The sequence below is a fragment of the Streptomyces sp. NPDC093089 genome (genome assembly GCF_044754405.1).
In the GTDB taxonomy this organism is placed as follows: Bacteria; Actinomycetota; Actinomycetes; order Streptomycetales; family Streptomycetaceae; genus Streptomyces.
Genome location: NZ_JBIVPA010000002.1, coordinates 1 through 14,134, shown reverse-complemented (window position 1 = coordinate 14,134; position 14,134 = coordinate 1). Strand labels below are relative to the sequence as shown.

Genomic DNA, 14,134 nt, shown 5'->3' with positions numbered 1-14,134 from the left:
TCAGTTGGCGGTCTAACGACGACTGATCGCCGATCGGCGGAGGGAGCAGGCCATGGGCATTCCCGAGGGAATGGCGAAGCCCGAGGAGCAGCGTCTCGGTCCGGTGCTGCGGCGCAGGGACCAGGTCCAGCCGGGGACGACGGACCAGCGGCTGCTCGACACCGAGGGCGACTCGGAGTGGGTGCACACCGACCCCTGGCGCGTCATGCGCATCCAGTCCGAGTTCGTCGAGGGCTTCGGAGCCCTCGCCGAACTGCCGAGCGCCATCAGCGTCTTCGGCTCCGCCCGCACGAAGCCGGACTCACCCGAGTACGAGGCGGGCGTACGGATCGGCCGGGCGCTCGTCGAGGCCGGCTTCGCGGTCATCACGGGCGGTGGCCCCGGCGCCATGGAGGCGGCCAACAAGGGCGCCAGGGAGGCCAAGGGCGTCTCCGTCGGCCTCGGCATCGAGCTCCCCTTCGAACAGGGGCTCAACCAGCACGTCGACATCGGCGTGAACTTCCGCTACTTCTTCGTCCGCAAGACGATGTTCGTGAAGTACGCGCAGGGCTTCGTCGTCCTCCCCGGCGGCCTCGGCACCCTCGACGAGCTCTTCGAGGCCCTCACGCTCGTCCAGACCCGCAAGGTCACCCGCTTCCCGATCGTGCTCTTCGGCACGGAGTACTGGAAGGGCCTCGTCGACTGGCTCCGCGACTCCGTCGTCGCCGGCGGCAAGGCCTCCGAACACGACCTGCTCCTCTTCCACGTCACGGACGACGTGGACGAGGCGGTCGCGCTGGTGACGAAGGAGACCGGCAAGTAGGTCCGCTCCCGGGGGCGCCGGATCCCGGCGCCCCCTCCCGCCCTATGCCAGCCCGCGCCGGGCCGCGGCCGGCGGACGGTGCCCGGCGATGGACGCCACCATGTCGAGGACCTGACGGGTCTCCGCGACCTCGTGCACCCGGTACACCCGCGCGCCCAGCCAGGCGGAGACGGCCGTCGTCGCCAGCGTCCCGAGGACCCGCTCCTTCACCGGCCGGTCCAGCGTCTCGCCCACGAAGTCCTTGTTCGACAGGGACACGAGCACCGGCCAGCCCGTCTCCGCCATCTCGCCGAGCCGCCGCGTCGCCTCCAGGCTGTGCCGGGTGTTCTTCCCGAAGTCGTGACCCGGATCGATCATGATCGCGTCCCGGCGGACGCCCAGCGACGCCGCCCGCTCCGCCAGGCCGACCGTCACGCGCAGGATGTCGGCCATCACGTCGTCGTACTCCACCCGGTGCGGCCGGGTCCGCGGCTCCGCGCCGCCCGCGTGCGTGCAGACGAGGCCGGCGCCGTACTTGGCGGCCACCTCCGCGAGGCCCGGGTCGACCCCGCCCCACGCGTCGTTGAGGACGTCCGCGCCCGCCTCGCAGACCGCCGCGCCGACATCGGCCCGCCAGGTGTCCACGCTGATCACCACGTCGGGGTGGCGCCTGCGGACCTCGGCGACGAACCCGACGGTGCGCCGCGCCTCCTCCTCGGCCGTCACCTCCTCGCCGGGGCCCGCCTTCACCCCGCCGATGTCGATGATCGCCGCCCCCTCGGCGACCGCCTGCTCGACCCGGGCGAGCGCCGGCTCGTCCCGGAACGTCGCGCCCTGGTCGTAGAACGAGTCCGGGGTCCGGTTCACGATCGCCATGATCACCGGCTCGTGCGGCCCGAATTCACGCCGTCCCAAGCGCAGCATCCCTTTTGTCCTCCCTCGCGTCCGTTCGCCTGTGACCCTAACCGCCGGTGGCGCATGGCACGATCGGCACGGGACGAATTCCACTCCGGGGAGAGGCGCGCAGGTGTTCTGGTTTCTGCTCATCACGATGGTCGTGGTCGTGGCCGCGGTGACCCTGGCCGTGGTCGGCGGCGGCGAGGGCGAGGTGCTGCCCGAGGTGGCGCCCGAGCAGCTCGTCGACCCCCTCCCGGCGGCCCGCCCGGTGGACCGCGCCGACGTCGAGGCGCTCCGCCTCCCCGTCGCCGTCCGCGGCTACCGGATGGCCGACGTCGACGACGTCCTCGTCCGGCTCGGGGCGGAGCTCGCCGAACGCGACGCGCGGATCGCCGAGCTGGAGGAGGCGCTCGCCGGCGCCGCCTCCGGCGGGGACCGCGAAGGCGACCAGCCGTGACCGGCGAGGCGGTCCCCGGCCCCGACGGCCTGCTCCGCTGCCCCTGGGGCCTGTCCACCGAGGACTACGTCGCCTACCACGACGAGGAGTGGGGCCGCCCGGTCCACGGCGACGACGCCCTCTTCGAACGGCTCTGCCTGGAGGCCTTCCAGTCGGGCCTCTCCTGGATCACCATCCTGCGCCGCCGCGAGGGCTTCCGGCGCGCCTTCGCCGACTTCGAGATCGCCTCCGTCGCCGACTTCGGCGAGGCCGACCGCGAGCGCCTCCTCGCCGACGAGGGCATCATCCGCAACCGCGCCAAGATCGACGCCACCCTCGCCAACGCGAAGCTCCTCGCCGGCTGGACCCCGGGCGAACTCGACACCCTCATCTGGTCGTACGCCCCCGACCCGGCGACCCGCCCCGCCCCCCGCACGGTCGCCGACGTCCCCGCCGTCACCGACGAGTCCACCGCCCTCTCCAAGGCCCTGAAGAAGCGCGGCCTCCGCTTCATCGGCCCGACCACCGCCTACGCCCTGATGCAGGCGTGCGGCCTGGTCGACGACCACGTGACGGGGTGCGTGGCCCGGGGCGGCAGCCGACCCGGGCCGGTCGCCCCCGCCTGACCGTACGACGCGGACGGAGGGGGCGGTGGCGTCGTGCCCGGCCCCGAACGCCGGGGCGTCGTACGAACCGGTTCCGCGGCTACGTCACCTGCCCAGGTACCGCGGCTTCTCCTTGGCGATGAAGGCGCGGACCGCGATGGTGTGGTCCTCGGAGGCGCCCGCGAGGGTCTGGAGCTCGTCCTCCTTCTCCAGGGCCTCGGCGAGCGAGTGGTCGGCGCCGTACGCGAGGGACTCCTTGAGCGCCGCGTAGGCCACCGTCGGGCCCTCCGCGAGGGTGCGGGCCACCTTCACGGCCTCGGCGGCGAGGTCGGCGGCGGGGACCAGGCGGTTCACGATGCCGAGCTCGTACGCCTCCTGTGCGCTGATCGAGCGCGGGAAGAGCAGCAGGTCGGAGGCGCGGCTCGGGCCGATCAGCCGGGGCAGCGTCCAGGACATGCCGGAGTCGGCGGTGAGCGCGACGCCCGCGAAGGAGGTGTTGAAGGCGGCCGTCTCGGCGACGATCCGGTAGTCCGCCGCCAGCGCGAAGCCGAAGCCGGCGCCCGCCGCGACACCGTTCACGGCGGCCACGACGGGCTTCCGCATGCCGGTGAGCGCCTTGACGATCGGGTTGTAGTGGTCGCGGACCGTGTTCATGGTCTGGCTCGTGCCGGACTCCTTGTCCGCGAGGAGCAGGCCCACGTGCTCCTTCAGGTCCTGGCCCACGCAGAACGCCCGGTCGCCCGCCGCGGTGAGCAGCACCGCCCGAACGGCGGGGTCGGCCGCGGCCGTCTCCGCGGCGTCCCGGAGGGCGACTTTCGCGGCCACGTTCATCGCGTTCATGGCCTCGGGCCGGTTGAGAGTGATGGTGGCGAGACCCTCGCTCACCTCGTACAGCACCGTGTCGGCCATCGGGATCCCTTCGCCTCATTGCGTGGTTGACCAGCCCAGCATGGCGGAGATCACCCGCGCCGCACATGTGAGCTGCGTCAAAGAACGGGGGTTCCCGACCGGACGCCGAGCGGCGAAGTATCGCAGGCCGGTCGCCGAATTGTGGGGTTTTGCGAGAGCGCGTTGCGCAAGCGATGCAGATCGATGTTGGTCATCGGGTCCTGTGATGCGGGATAATGACCTGGAAGCAATGTGTTCGAAGCCGGTGACGCGTGCTCCGCATCAAGGAGCTGCCCGGCTGACGATGAGCTGGTTTCAGGAAGGGGAACAAGCATGGCGGCCATGAAGCCGCGGACGGGTGACGGCCCGCTCGAGGTGACCAAGGAGGGGCGGGGCATCGTCATGCGCGTACCGCTCGAAGGCGGCGGTCGGCTTGTCGTCGAGCTGACCCCGGGTGAGGCCGAGGCGCTGGGCGACGCCCTGAAGAAGGTCGTCGGCTGACCCGACCCTCCACGCATTCCATCCGCTGCCCCGGTACGGTCCGCCGTGCCGGGGCAGCGGTGCGTCCGGCCGGGGAGGGGGCCCGGGAGGGGCCGGGGGGCGAGGGGTTCCCGGGCCGAGGGCCGGGGGCGCGGCCGGGGCCGGCGGGGATCCGGCCCGGCGTGCGGGCCCGGCGTGCGGGGCGTCAGCCGCGTCGGACCGCGCAGAGCAGGCCGTCGCCGACCGGGAGGATCGAGGCGATGAGGTCCTGGCTCTCGCGTGCGGCCCGCAGCAGCTCGCGGATCCGCTGGACCTCGGGCGGCTGGGCCGCGGAATCGACCGTGCGGCCGTCCGCGAAGACGCCCTCGAAGCAGACGAGACCCCCAGGTCGCAGCAGGCGCAACGATTCAGCGAGATAGTCCAGGTACTCCAGCCGGTCGCCGTCGCAGAACACCAGGTCGTACCCGCCGTCCGCGAGCCGCGGCAGGACGTCCAGGGCGCGGCCGGGGATGAACCGGGCCCGGTTGCCCGCGAAGCCCGCCGCCCGGAACGCCGTCTTGGCCAGCTGCTGCCGCTCCGGCTGGAGGTCCACCGTCGTCAGCACCCCGTCCGGCCGCATCCCGTGCAGCAGGTAGATGCCCGACACGCCCGTACCGGTGCCGATCTCCGCCACCGCCTTGGCGTCCGCCGTCGCGGCGAGCACCCGCAGCGCGCCACCGGTGGCGGGGGACACCGAGGGCAGCCCTGCCTCCCGGGCCCGCTCCCGGGCCCAGCGCAGAGCCTCGTCCTCGGCGACGAAGGCGTCGGCGAACGACCAGCTCGTCTGCCGGTTGGCGGTAATGGCCCTCTCCTGTCCCCTTAGTTGGCGCAACGGTGACTGTATCCGCTGACAGCGGGAACCCGCTGATGGGACCGGGCGTTCACCAGGGGAGAGACGCGGTGGGAGAAAGCCGGGGAGCCGGTTCCAAATTCGCGTAAAGATTCTTATCCGGAGCTAACGGGCGAGGTGGCTATGGTAGGGGCTCCACTGGACACCACCAGAGCCGACAGGGGAGGTGCGGCTGCGCCTGTGGATCGGGGAGGAGTGCTTCGGCGTCTTCTCAGGTCGGCGGGTGAGCCGAAATCCGTGACCGACACCGCTGAGCGTTTCCGCACCACCGACTCCGCTCCCACCACCGCGACCTTCGCATCGGATGCGGAATCGCAGGCGTGGACCCCTCCCACCTGGGAGGAGATCGTCAGCACGCACAGCGGCCGGGTCTACCGCCTCGCCTACCGCCTGACGGGCAACCAGCACGACGCCGAGGACCTGACCCAGGAGGTCTTCGTCCGCGTCTTCCGCTCGCTGTCGACGTACACGCCGGGCACCTTCGAGGGCTGGCTCCACCGCATCACCACCAACCTCTTCCTCGACATGGTGCGCCGCAAGCAGCGCATCCGCTTCGACGCGCTCGCCGACGACGCCGCCGAAAGGCTGCCCAGCCGCGAGCCCTCGCCGCAGCAGGTGTTCAACGACACGCACTTCGACGCCGACGTGCAGCAGGCCCTGGACACCCTCGCGCCCGAGTTCCGCGCCGCGGTCGTCCTCTGCGACATCGAAGGACTGTCGTACGAGGAGATCGCCGCGACCCTCGGCGTGAAGCTCGGCACCGTCCGCAGCCGGATCCACCGCGGACGCTCCCACCTGCGCAAGGCGCTCAAGCACCGCTCGCCCGAGGCCCGGGCGGAGCGTGCCCTGGCCTCCGTCGGATGGGAGGCAGGGACAGCGTGAGCGGCACACGTCCCTCGTCGCCGACCCCCGCGGAACACCACCTGGGGGACCGGCTGGCCGCGCTCGTCGACGGCGAACTCGGCCACGACGCCCGTGAGCGGGTCCTCGCACACCTCGCGACCTGCCCCCGCTGCAAGGCGGAGGCCGACGCCCAGCGCACCCTCAAGAGCGTCTTCGCCTCCGCGGCGCCCCCGCCGCTCTCGGAGGGCTTCCTCGCCCGGCTCCAGGGCCTCCCCGGCGAGCCGCCGGGTGGTTCCGGCGGCTCGGGCGGCCCCAGAGGGCCCCTCGAAGAGCTGCTCGCCGGCGGAGTGAAGTCCGACGGCTTCGCCACCGCGGCGGTCGTCACCCCGGGCCGGGGCGCGGCCGACGGCACCGGCTTCCGCATCCACGACGTCGGCGACCGCGCCGGGACGTCCGGACGGGGCCGCCGCTTCGCCTTCGCCGCGGCCAGCGCGGTCTCGTTCGCCGCCATCGCCCTCGGCGGCACCCTGCCGATGGACACCTCGGTGAGCGCGGGCGCACGAGGCGGCCAGGGCACCGGCAGCGCGGTCACCCCGCTGCGCGCCTCCGGCACCACGGGCGGCGGCGGGAGCGCGAACCCCTCGTCACGCGGTACGCGCTCCGGCGAGCGCTACGGCGCCCAGTCCGTGGACACCGGCCCGCTGACCCCGGCGCCCCCCGCGGGCGTGCCCCACGGGCCCGTCGCGACGGTGCCCCCGGGCGCGGTGCGCGTCGAGGCCGCACCTCTGGTGGCCGTGGGGGTCCGGAACCCGGACACGCAGTCGCTCCTCGCCCTGTCGCCGTTCGTACGGCCGACCGCTCCGGCCCTCCGGCTGGCCTTCGCGCCCGACTCCGCCAAGGGGCCGACGTCGACGGCCGTACCGCTCGTCGCCCGGCGCTGACCCGAGACCTGGTTGAATCCAGGGACACGGGCGCCCGACCCAGGGGCGCGGACGGGTCAGCGGTTGCGGGGAGAGCATGGACAACGGGAAGCCGAACTGGTGGAGCCGGCCGTCGAACGATCCGGAGGCGGCGCGGATATCCACGCCGCCGCCGGCCGAGGACGGCGACGGTGACTTTCCCCTGCCCGCACCCCAGCCGTCCGCGGCGCCCGACCCGGCCGTCCCGGCCGAGCCCCCGGCGGCCGCCGACCTGACGGAGACGGCGCCGGCGGCCGGGTTCGCGGTGCAGGAGCCGCAGCCCCTCAGGGCCGAGCCCCTCCCGGCGGGGACTCCCGCTGCGCAGGCCCCGTCGCCCGGGTCGGAGCCCGCGCCGGCCGTCGAGCTGACGAAGTCCGCACCGGCGGCCGACGCCGACGCGGCGCCGACCGCGCCCGCCGCCGTACCCGCGGCGGACGAGGACCGGCCCGCGGCGCCGCAGCCGCTGCACGCCCCCGACGAGTACCGCACGCCGCCCTACGGGGAGCCGGGGCCGTGGGCGCCCGCACCGCCCGTACAGCGCCCGCCGGCCCCCGTACCGCCGCAGCAGCAGGCGGCCGTGCCGCCGACGGCGCCGCACCCGCACCCGCAGCCGCACCCGCAGGGGCCCGTGCCGCCGCAGGGCGGCGGTTCGCCCTGGGTGCAGTACGACCCGTGGGGGGCCGGCGGCCCCGGGTTCGCCTTCGAGCCGGCGCCCGCGAAGAAGTCCCGCAAGGGCCTCGCGGTCGCGGGCGCCCTCGTCTTCGCCCTGATCACCGGTGTCGTCGGCGGCGGGATCGGCGCGTACGTCGAGCGCAACGGCGGCCTCACCACCGTCGAGCTGCCGCAGGCCGAGGCCGGCGACACCGACCGCGCTCCGGACAGCGTCGCCGGGATCGCCGCGAGCGCCCTGCCCGGCGTGGTCACCCTGCACGTCCGGGGCAACGGCTCCTCCGGCACCGGCACCGGCTTCGTCCTGGACACCAAGGGCCACATCCTCACCAACAACCACGTCGTCGACGGGGCCGAGTCCTCCGAGGACATCTCGGTCACCTTCTCCAGCGGCGAGACGGCCCGCGCCAAGCTCATCGGCAAGGACGCCGGCTACGACCTGGCCGTCGTCCAGGTCACCGGCGTCTCCGGCCTCAAGCCCCTGCCGCTCGGCAACTCCGACAACGTCCGGGTCGGCGACCCCGTCGTCGCCATCGGCGCCCCCTTCGACCTCTCCAACACGGTCACCTCCGGCATCATCAGCGCCAAGGAGCGCCCGATCACCGCCGGCGGCGAGAAGGGCGACGGCAGCGACGTCAGCTACGTCGACGCGCTCCAGACCGACGCGCCCATCAACCCCGGCAACTCCGGCGGCCCGCTCCTCGACTCCAAGGCCCGGGTCATCGGCATCAACAGCGCGATCCGCGCCGCCGGCGGCGGCTCCGGCGAGGGCGAGGGCGCCGGCGCGAGCCAGCCCGGCTCCATCGGCCTCGGCTTCGCCATACCGGTCAACCAGGGCAAGCGCGTCGCCGAGGAGCTCATCAACACGGGCAAGGCGACCCACCCCGTCATCGGTGTGAGCCTCGACATGCAGTTCAACGGCGACGGCGCCCGCGTCGGCGAGAAGGGCAAGGACGGCTCCGCCTCCGTCACCGCGGGCGGTCCGGCCGCCAAGGCGGGGCTGCGACCGGGAGACGTCATCACCAAGGTCGACGGCCAGCGGGTGCACAACGGCGAGGAGCTCATCGTGAAGATCCGCGCCCACCGCCCCGGCGACGAGCTGGAACTCACCCTGACCCGCAACGGCAAAGAGCTGACAAAGACGTTGACCCTGGGCTCGTCGCAGGGCACCTGAGGGCCATGTGATGGACGCCGCAAGGTACCCGTGGGGTGGTTTCGGCGGGTACCGTGGACCGGGCCCTGGACCGGCGTGAAGGAGCTACTAGGTGTTCAGCGACATAGGCGCACTCGAGCTGGTGGCCCTTGTGGTGCTCGCCGTGCTCGTCTTCGGGCCGGAGAAGCTCCCGAAGGTGATCCAGGACGTCTCGCGTTTCATCCGGAAGGTCCGTGACTTCTCGGACAGCGCGAAGGAGGACATCCGCAGCGAGCTGGGGCCGGAGTTCAAGGACTTCGAGTTCGAGGACCTCAACCCCAAGACGTTCCTCCGCAAGCAGATCGAGCAGAACGACGACCTGCGCGAGCTCAAGGAGCTGCGGGGCAGCTTCGACCTCAAGAAGGAGATGAACGAGGTCGCCGACGCCGTCCACGGCCGCGCGAGCGCGCCCGCAGCGGTCAACGGCTCCTCGGTCAACGGCACTCCGGACCTCCTCAAGAAGCAGGACAAGCCGGACACCGGCGAGCGTCCGCCGTACGACTCCGACGCGACCTGACGACGGGCTGTCACCGCCCCGACGCGTCCTGGTGGCTATCCTCCCTCTGTTGACGGAACGAGGAGGCGGCCGAGATGGAGACCACGAGTCGGGCGGAGGGCGTGCCCACGGCCCGTCGGACCGCCGAGGCCTACCTGAGCGCGTCCTTCGCCTGGTACGGCCTCGACGAGGCGTTCACCGGCCCCCGCCGGCTGATGCAGGTCGGCACGGCGGCGGACGGCAGCGTGCAGCACGGATCGACCGGGCACGGTGACACGCCGTCCGTGAAGTCGGACGCGAGCGGTGTGGAGAAGGAGCGCTTCGCCGTCGTCGTGACGGTCGCGGCGAGCCCGGTGCGGCGCACCGGCGACGGCACGGGCGTCCTCGACGCCACCACGGTCTCGTCCGCCGCCTGGCTGGCCGGGGCCGGACTGCTCGTCCACACCTGGCCCGCGTCGCTCGACCACGCGACGCGCGACAACTGGCTGGACCAGCAGACCGAGACGGCCTTCGAACTCGCCGACGACCTCACCGGTCCCGCCTGGTCGACGCTGTCGCTGCCGGTGGACGGCGTGCCGGTGCCGTTCCACTACCGGGAGTCGGAGTTCGGCTGGGTCCTCGCGGGGTCCGCCCCCGGGGTCCACATCGGGGCGTACGGGCGGGGGATGAGCGCGTACGGGCTCGGGTTCTCGCAGATCAAGGACCTCGACGCCTACGCGTGACGGGCATGACGCCCGACGCCTGACGGCATGACGAAGGGGGCGCCCCGGAACCGGGGCGCCCCCTTCGTCGTACGGCCGGAAGCCGGCCGACGGGACCTAGAACTTGTTGCGGGGCGTGATGCCCAGGCTCATGCCCGAGAGGCCGCGCTGACGGCCGCCCAGCTTGCCGGCGATGGCGCGCAGGGCGGCGCCCGCCGGGGAGTCGGGGTCGGAGAGGACGACCGGCTTGCCGTCGTCGCCGCCCTCGCGGAGCCGCACGTCGATCGGGATCGAGCCGAGGACCGGGACCGTCGCGCCCGTGGTCTGCGTCAGGCCGTCCGCGACCTTCTGGCCACCGCCGGTGCCGAACACGTCGACCATCTCGTCGCAGTGCGGACAGGGCAGGCCCGCCATGTTCTCGACGACGCCGACGATCTTCTGGTGGGTCTGCACGGCGATCGAGCCGGCCCGCTCGGCGACCTCGGCGGCGGCCTGCTGCGGGGTGGTGACGACGAGGATCTCCGCGTTCGGCACCAGCTGCGCGACCGAGATCGCGATGTCGCCGGTGCCCGGCGGCAGGTCGAGCAGCAGGACGTCCAGGTCGCCCCAGTACACGTCCGCGAGGAACTGCTGGAGCGCGCGGTGCAGCATCGGGCCGCGCCACACGACCGGGGCGTTGCCCGGGGTGAACATGCCGATGGAGATGACCTTCACGCCGTTCGCGGACGGCGGCATGATCATGTTCTCGACCTGGGTCGGACGGCCGTCCGCACCCAGCATCCGCGGCACGCTGTGGCCGTAGATGTCGGCGTCGACGACACCGACCTTGAGACCGTCGGCGGCCATCGCCGCGGCCAGGTTCACGGTGACGGACGACTTGCCGACGCCGCCCTTGCCGGAGGCCACCGCGTACACCCGGGTCAGCGAGCCGGGCTTCGCGAACGGCACCTCGCGCTCGGCGCCCGTGCCGCGCAGCGCCGCCGCCAGCTCCTTGCGCTGCTCGTCGCTCATCACGTCCAGCGAGACGTCGACGCCCGTGACGCCCTCGACCCGGGAGACGGCCTCGGTCACGCGCTGCGTGATGGTGTCGCGCATCGGGCAGCCGGAGACCGTCAGGTACACCGTGACGGCGACCCTGCCGTCCGGTTCGATCTCCACCGACTTGACCATGCCGAGTTCAGTGATCGGCTTGTTGATCTCAGGGTCGTTCACCGTCGCCAGTGCTTCGAGCACCGCGTCTTCCGTAGCCATACCGACGATGGTACGGCGCCGACCACCGGCCCATGAAAGCCCTGTCAACGGTCGGGTACGTCACTTCCCCTACCGTCGCCCGACGGGAATAGATCCCGGTGCTCCTCGAGCTCCTTGATCAGGTCCTGGAGCTCCGACCGGATCCAGTCACGGGTCGCGACCTCGCCGAGGCCCATCCGCAGCGCCGCGATCTCCCGCGTCAGGTACTCGGTGTCCGCGATCGACCGCTCGTTCTGCTTCCGGTCCTGCTCCAGATTGACCCGGTCCCGGTCGTCCTGGCGGTTCTGGGCGAGCAGGATCAGCGGTGCCGCGTACGAGGCCTGCAGGGACAGCGCGAGCGTCAGGAAGATGAACGGGTACTCGTCGAACCGCAGCGACGCCGGCGCGAAGACGTTCCACCCGATCCAGACGACGACCGTCAGGGTCATCCAGACCAGGAAGCGCCCCGTCCCCAGGAACCGGGCGATCCGCTCCGACAGCCGCCCGAACGCCTCGGGGTCGTACTCCGGCAGCAGCCTGGCCCGCCGCTCGCGCGGCAGGTCGAGCCGGATGCGGGGCGACGGCCGCTCACGGTCCCGCTCCCGCTCCCGCTCCCGCTCGCGGTCCCGGTCCTGCGTCCGCTCAGCGGCCATGCGGGGCCCCCTCCTCGTGGAACTCGGTCTCCCGCCAGTCCTCCGGCAGCAGGTGGTCGAGCACGTCGTCGACGGTGACCGCGCCGAGCAGCGAGCCGCTCTCGTCGACCACCGGCGCCGCCACCATGTTGTACGCGGCGAGGTAGCTGGTCACGGCCGGCAGCGGGGTGTCCGGGCCGAGCGGCGGCAGATCGCTGTCCACCAGCGAGCTGACCAGGGTGAACGGCGGGTCGCGCAGCAGCCGCTGGAAGTGCACCGTGCCCAGGTACTTGCCGGTCGGCGTCTCGTCCGGCGGCCGGCACACGTACACCTGCGCCGCGAGCGCCGGCGACAGGTCCTGCTGCCGGACCCGGGCCAGCGCGTCCGCCACGGTCGCGTCGGGGCGCAGCACGATCGGCTCGGTCGTCATCAGGCCGCCCGCCGTGCGCTCCTCGTACGCCAGGAGCCGGCGCACGTCGGCGGCGTCGTCCGGCTGCATCAGGGTGAGCAGCCGCTCCTGGTCCTCCTCCGGCAGCTCGGACAGCAGGTCGGCCGCGTCGTCCGGGTCCATCGCCTCCAGGACGTCGGCCGCGCGCTCCTCCTTCAGCTTGCCGATGATCTCGACCTGGTCGTCCTCGGGCAGCTCTTCGAGGACGTCGGCGAGCCGGTCGTCGTCGAGGGCCGCCGCGACCTCGGCGCGCCGCTTGGGGGAGAGGTGGTGCAGCGCGTTGGCCAGGTCGGCGGGGCGCAGCTTCTCGAAGGTGGCGACCAGGTTCTCGGCGCCCTGCCCGTGCTCCTCCAGGGAGAAGCCGGTGACGGCCGACCACTCGACGGTCAGCGTCTCGCCCTTGCGGCTCAGCACCCCGCCCTTGCCCTTGCGGACGAAGACCTTGTCGATCTCCCAGTCGCGGCGGGCGGGCAGCTGCTGGATGGCGACGTCGAGGACGGTGACCTCCTCGCCCTCCTGCCCGTCGCTCCCGACGAGCCGGACGCGCCGGTCGAGGAGCTCGCCCAGGACGAGCCGCTCGGTGGGGCGCCGCTCGAAGCGGCGCATGTTGACCACGCCGGTGGTGATGACCTGACCCGACTGGACGCCCGTGATCCGGGTCATCGGCACGAAGACCCGGCGGCGGCTCAGCACCTCCACGACCATGCCGAGCAGCCGGGGCGGCCTGCGGCCCACCCGCAGCATGGCCACCAGGTCGCTGACGCGGCCGACCTGGTCGCCGACGGGGTCGAAGACGGGGACCCCCGCGAGGTGGGAGACGAAGATCCGGGGGGCGCCTGCCGCCATGCCACGCGCCTCCTCGGTGCCGCACGATTCGAGTCGTCGCAGAGCTTTGCCGGTGATTGCAGAGCTTTGCCGGGTTCAGGCTAGCCCGTGCCGTTCCGGCCCGCCCTGGCAGTGCCTCCGTACGGCTGCCTGCGGGGTCCGTCACCTGGCCCGGGTACGCTGCGGTCTGCCGTCCCCCCCATCGGCCCCCGCACCGGACCCGGCCGTTCCGCCCGGTCGGGAGCGCGGCCGCCCGCCGGCACCCCGTACGGGCCAGGGCCCGTCGCCCCCCCACGAAACGAGAGGCAGCGCAGATGACCGTCCGCACCCCGTCATCGCGTATCCGCAGGGCGGTCACGCCCCTGGCGCTCTGCGCCGGACTGACGGTGGGGCTCACGGCCTGCGCGGCCGACCCGGACGAGGGGACGAACGGGGTCGGGAAGCTCGCCGCGCCCGAGATCGAGCGCAAGGCGCAGACGGCGGCGGACAAGGCCACGGCGGTACGCCTGTCCGGCACGCTGGTCAGCAAGGGCGGCACCTTCAAGCTGAACATGCGCCTGAAACAGGGCGGCGCGACCGGCTCGGTGACCACCAAGAACAGCACCTTCGAGCTGCTGCGCGTCGGCGACGCCCTCTACCTGAAGGCCGACGCGGGCTTCTGGGCCCACGACGACAAGGCGGACGAGGCGCCCACGGAGGCGGACACCGAGGCCGCCGACAAGCTCGACGACATGTACGTGAAGGTGCCCCAGGGCGACCCCTCGTACAAGCAGCTGCGCGGCTTCACCGACATGGGCCCGCTCCTCGACGGCCTGATCACCCTCCACGGCGGGGCCGTCAAGGGCGACCGCGACCAGATCGGCGGCGTTCGCACGGTCAAGGTCAAGGGCGGCGAGGACGGCGACGGCGGCACCCTCGACGTGGCCCTCGAAGGCGACCCCTACCCCCTCCAGTTCGCCCGCGGCGGCGGCGGGGGCGTCGTCGTGCTCTCCGAATGGAACCGCGACTTCCCCCTCGCCGAGCCCTCGACGGAGGAGACCCTCGACTACGGCAAGCAGCTGCCCCGGACCTAGTGCTTTGACCGGTAAGGTTCGCCGGGTCGGCGGCCTGTTGGGTGACATGCGGTGACATGGTGGCGGCGATTCGCGCTATAGGATCTTGAG

General features: G+C 72.8%; 16 protein-coding genes. 10 read left to right on the top strand and 6 right to left on the bottom strand.

Annotated features, from left to right (window positions below):
* Positions 1-52: 52 nt before the first annotated feature.
* Positions 53-802 carry a TIGR00730 family Rossman fold protein gene (locus tag ACIQFX_RS03615; protein WP_362573742.1) on the top strand — a complete coding sequence of 250 codons (750 nt, stop codon included), beginning with the start codon at positions 53-55 and terminating at the stop codon, positions 800-802.
* Positions 803-844: 42 nt separating this feature from the next.
* Here the strand turns inward: ACIQFX_RS03615 and folP are convergent, their stop codons facing one another.
* A complete protein-coding gene (folP, locus tag ACIQFX_RS03610; RefSeq protein WP_402458625.1) occupies positions 845-1,705 on the bottom strand; it encodes a dihydropteroate synthase in 861 nt (286 codons plus the stop codon).
* Positions 1,706-1,808: 103 nt separating this feature from the next.
* On the opposite strand from folP, the gene ACIQFX_RS03605 reads away from it, so the two are divergent.
* Positions 1,809-2,135 (top strand): hypothetical protein, encoded by a 327-nt coding sequence (locus ACIQFX_RS03605; protein ID WP_402458623.1) that lies wholly within the window; start codon positions 1,809-1,811, stop codon positions 2,133-2,135.
* Positions 2,132-2,740, top strand: a complete 609-nt coding sequence (locus tag ACIQFX_RS03600) for a DNA-3-methyladenine glycosylase I (RefSeq protein ID WP_402458621.1) — start codon at positions 2,132-2,134, stop codon at positions 2,738-2,740. The genes ACIQFX_RS03605 and ACIQFX_RS03600 overlap by 4 nt, the downstream gene beginning before the upstream one ends.
* A gap of 84 nt (positions 2,741-2,824) precedes the next feature.
* On the opposite strand, the gene ACIQFX_RS03595 is transcribed toward ACIQFX_RS03600, so the two are convergent.
* A complete protein-coding gene (locus ACIQFX_RS03595) occupies positions 2,825-3,628 on the bottom strand; it encodes an enoyl-CoA hydratase/isomerase family protein (RefSeq protein ID WP_402458619.1) in 804 nt (267 codons plus the stop codon).
* Between the two features lie 312 nt (positions 3,629-3,940).
* Here ACIQFX_RS03595 and ACIQFX_RS03590 point away from each other — a divergent pair, with 312 nt between their 5' ends.
* Positions 3,941-4,108, top strand: a complete 168-nt coding sequence (locus ACIQFX_RS03590; RefSeq protein ID WP_017239934.1) for a DUF3117 domain-containing protein — start codon at positions 3,941-3,943, stop codon at positions 4,106-4,108.
* A gap of 184 nt (positions 4,109-4,292) precedes the next feature.
* Here ACIQFX_RS03590 and ACIQFX_RS03585 read toward each other — a convergent pair whose 3' ends face one another.
* Positions 4,293-4,958, bottom strand: a complete 666-nt coding sequence (locus ACIQFX_RS03585) for an O-methyltransferase (RefSeq protein WP_402458617.1) — start codon at positions 4,956-4,958, stop codon at positions 4,293-4,295.
* 141 nt (positions 4,959-5,099) lie between these two features.
* Between ACIQFX_RS03585 and sigE the strand changes: the two genes are divergently transcribed.
* From sigE to ACIQFX_RS03560, 5 genes are all read left to right on the top strand, one after another.
* On the top strand, positions 5,100-5,858 hold the full coding sequence (gene sigE / locus ACIQFX_RS03580; protein WP_384102658.1) for an RNA polymerase sigma factor SigE: 759 nt from the start codon (positions 5,100-5,102) through the stop codon (positions 5,856-5,858).
* Positions 5,855-6,760 (top strand): zf-HC2 domain-containing protein, encoded by a 906-nt coding sequence (locus ACIQFX_RS03575; protein WP_402458614.1) that lies wholly within the window; start codon positions 5,855-5,857, stop codon positions 6,758-6,760. Before sigE ends, ACIQFX_RS03575 begins: the two co-directional genes overlap by 4 nt.
* Before the next feature lie 76 nt (positions 6,761-6,836).
* Positions 6,837-8,621, top strand: coding sequence for a trypsin-like peptidase domain-containing protein (locus ACIQFX_RS03570; protein WP_402458612.1), 1,785 nt, complete (start codon positions 6,837-6,839; stop codon positions 8,619-8,621).
* Positions 8,622-8,712: 91 nt separating this feature from the next.
* Positions 8,713-9,156 (top strand): sec-independent translocase, encoded by a 444-nt coding sequence (locus tag ACIQFX_RS03565; RefSeq protein ID WP_402458611.1) that lies wholly within the window; start codon positions 8,713-8,715, stop codon positions 9,154-9,156.
* A gap of 74 nt (positions 9,157-9,230) precedes the next feature.
* Positions 9,231-9,857 carry a hypothetical protein gene (locus ACIQFX_RS03560; RefSeq protein WP_402458609.1) on the top strand — a complete coding sequence of 209 codons (627 nt, stop codon included), beginning with the start codon at positions 9,231-9,233 and terminating at the stop codon, positions 9,855-9,857.
* 96 nt (positions 9,858-9,953) lie between these two features.
* Here the strand turns inward: ACIQFX_RS03560 and ACIQFX_RS03555 are convergent, their stop codons facing one another.
* From ACIQFX_RS03555 to ACIQFX_RS03545, 3 genes are read right to left on the bottom strand one after another with little or no spacing between them, the layout of a single operon-like run.
* Positions 9,954-11,087, bottom strand: a complete 1,134-nt coding sequence (locus tag ACIQFX_RS03555; protein ID WP_362573767.1) for an Mrp/NBP35 family ATP-binding protein — start codon at positions 11,085-11,087, stop codon at positions 9,954-9,956.
* A gap of 44 nt (positions 11,088-11,131) precedes the next feature.
* On the bottom strand, positions 11,132-11,719 hold the full coding sequence (locus ACIQFX_RS03550) for a DUF1003 domain-containing protein (protein WP_402458608.1): 588 nt from the start codon (positions 11,717-11,719) through the stop codon (positions 11,132-11,134).
* Positions 11,709-12,992, bottom strand: coding sequence for a magnesium transporter MgtE N-terminal domain-containing protein (locus tag ACIQFX_RS03545; RefSeq protein WP_402458606.1), 1,284 nt, complete (start codon positions 12,990-12,992; stop codon positions 11,709-11,711). Before ACIQFX_RS03545 ends, ACIQFX_RS03550 begins: the two co-directional genes overlap by 11 nt.
* A gap of 293 nt (positions 12,993-13,285) precedes the next feature.
* On the opposite strand from ACIQFX_RS03545, the gene ACIQFX_RS03540 reads away from it, so the two are divergent.
* Positions 13,286-14,044, top strand: coding sequence for a hypothetical protein (locus ACIQFX_RS03540; RefSeq protein WP_402458604.1), 759 nt, complete (start codon positions 13,286-13,288; stop codon positions 14,042-14,044).
* Positions 14,045-14,134 lie beyond the last annotated feature (90 nt).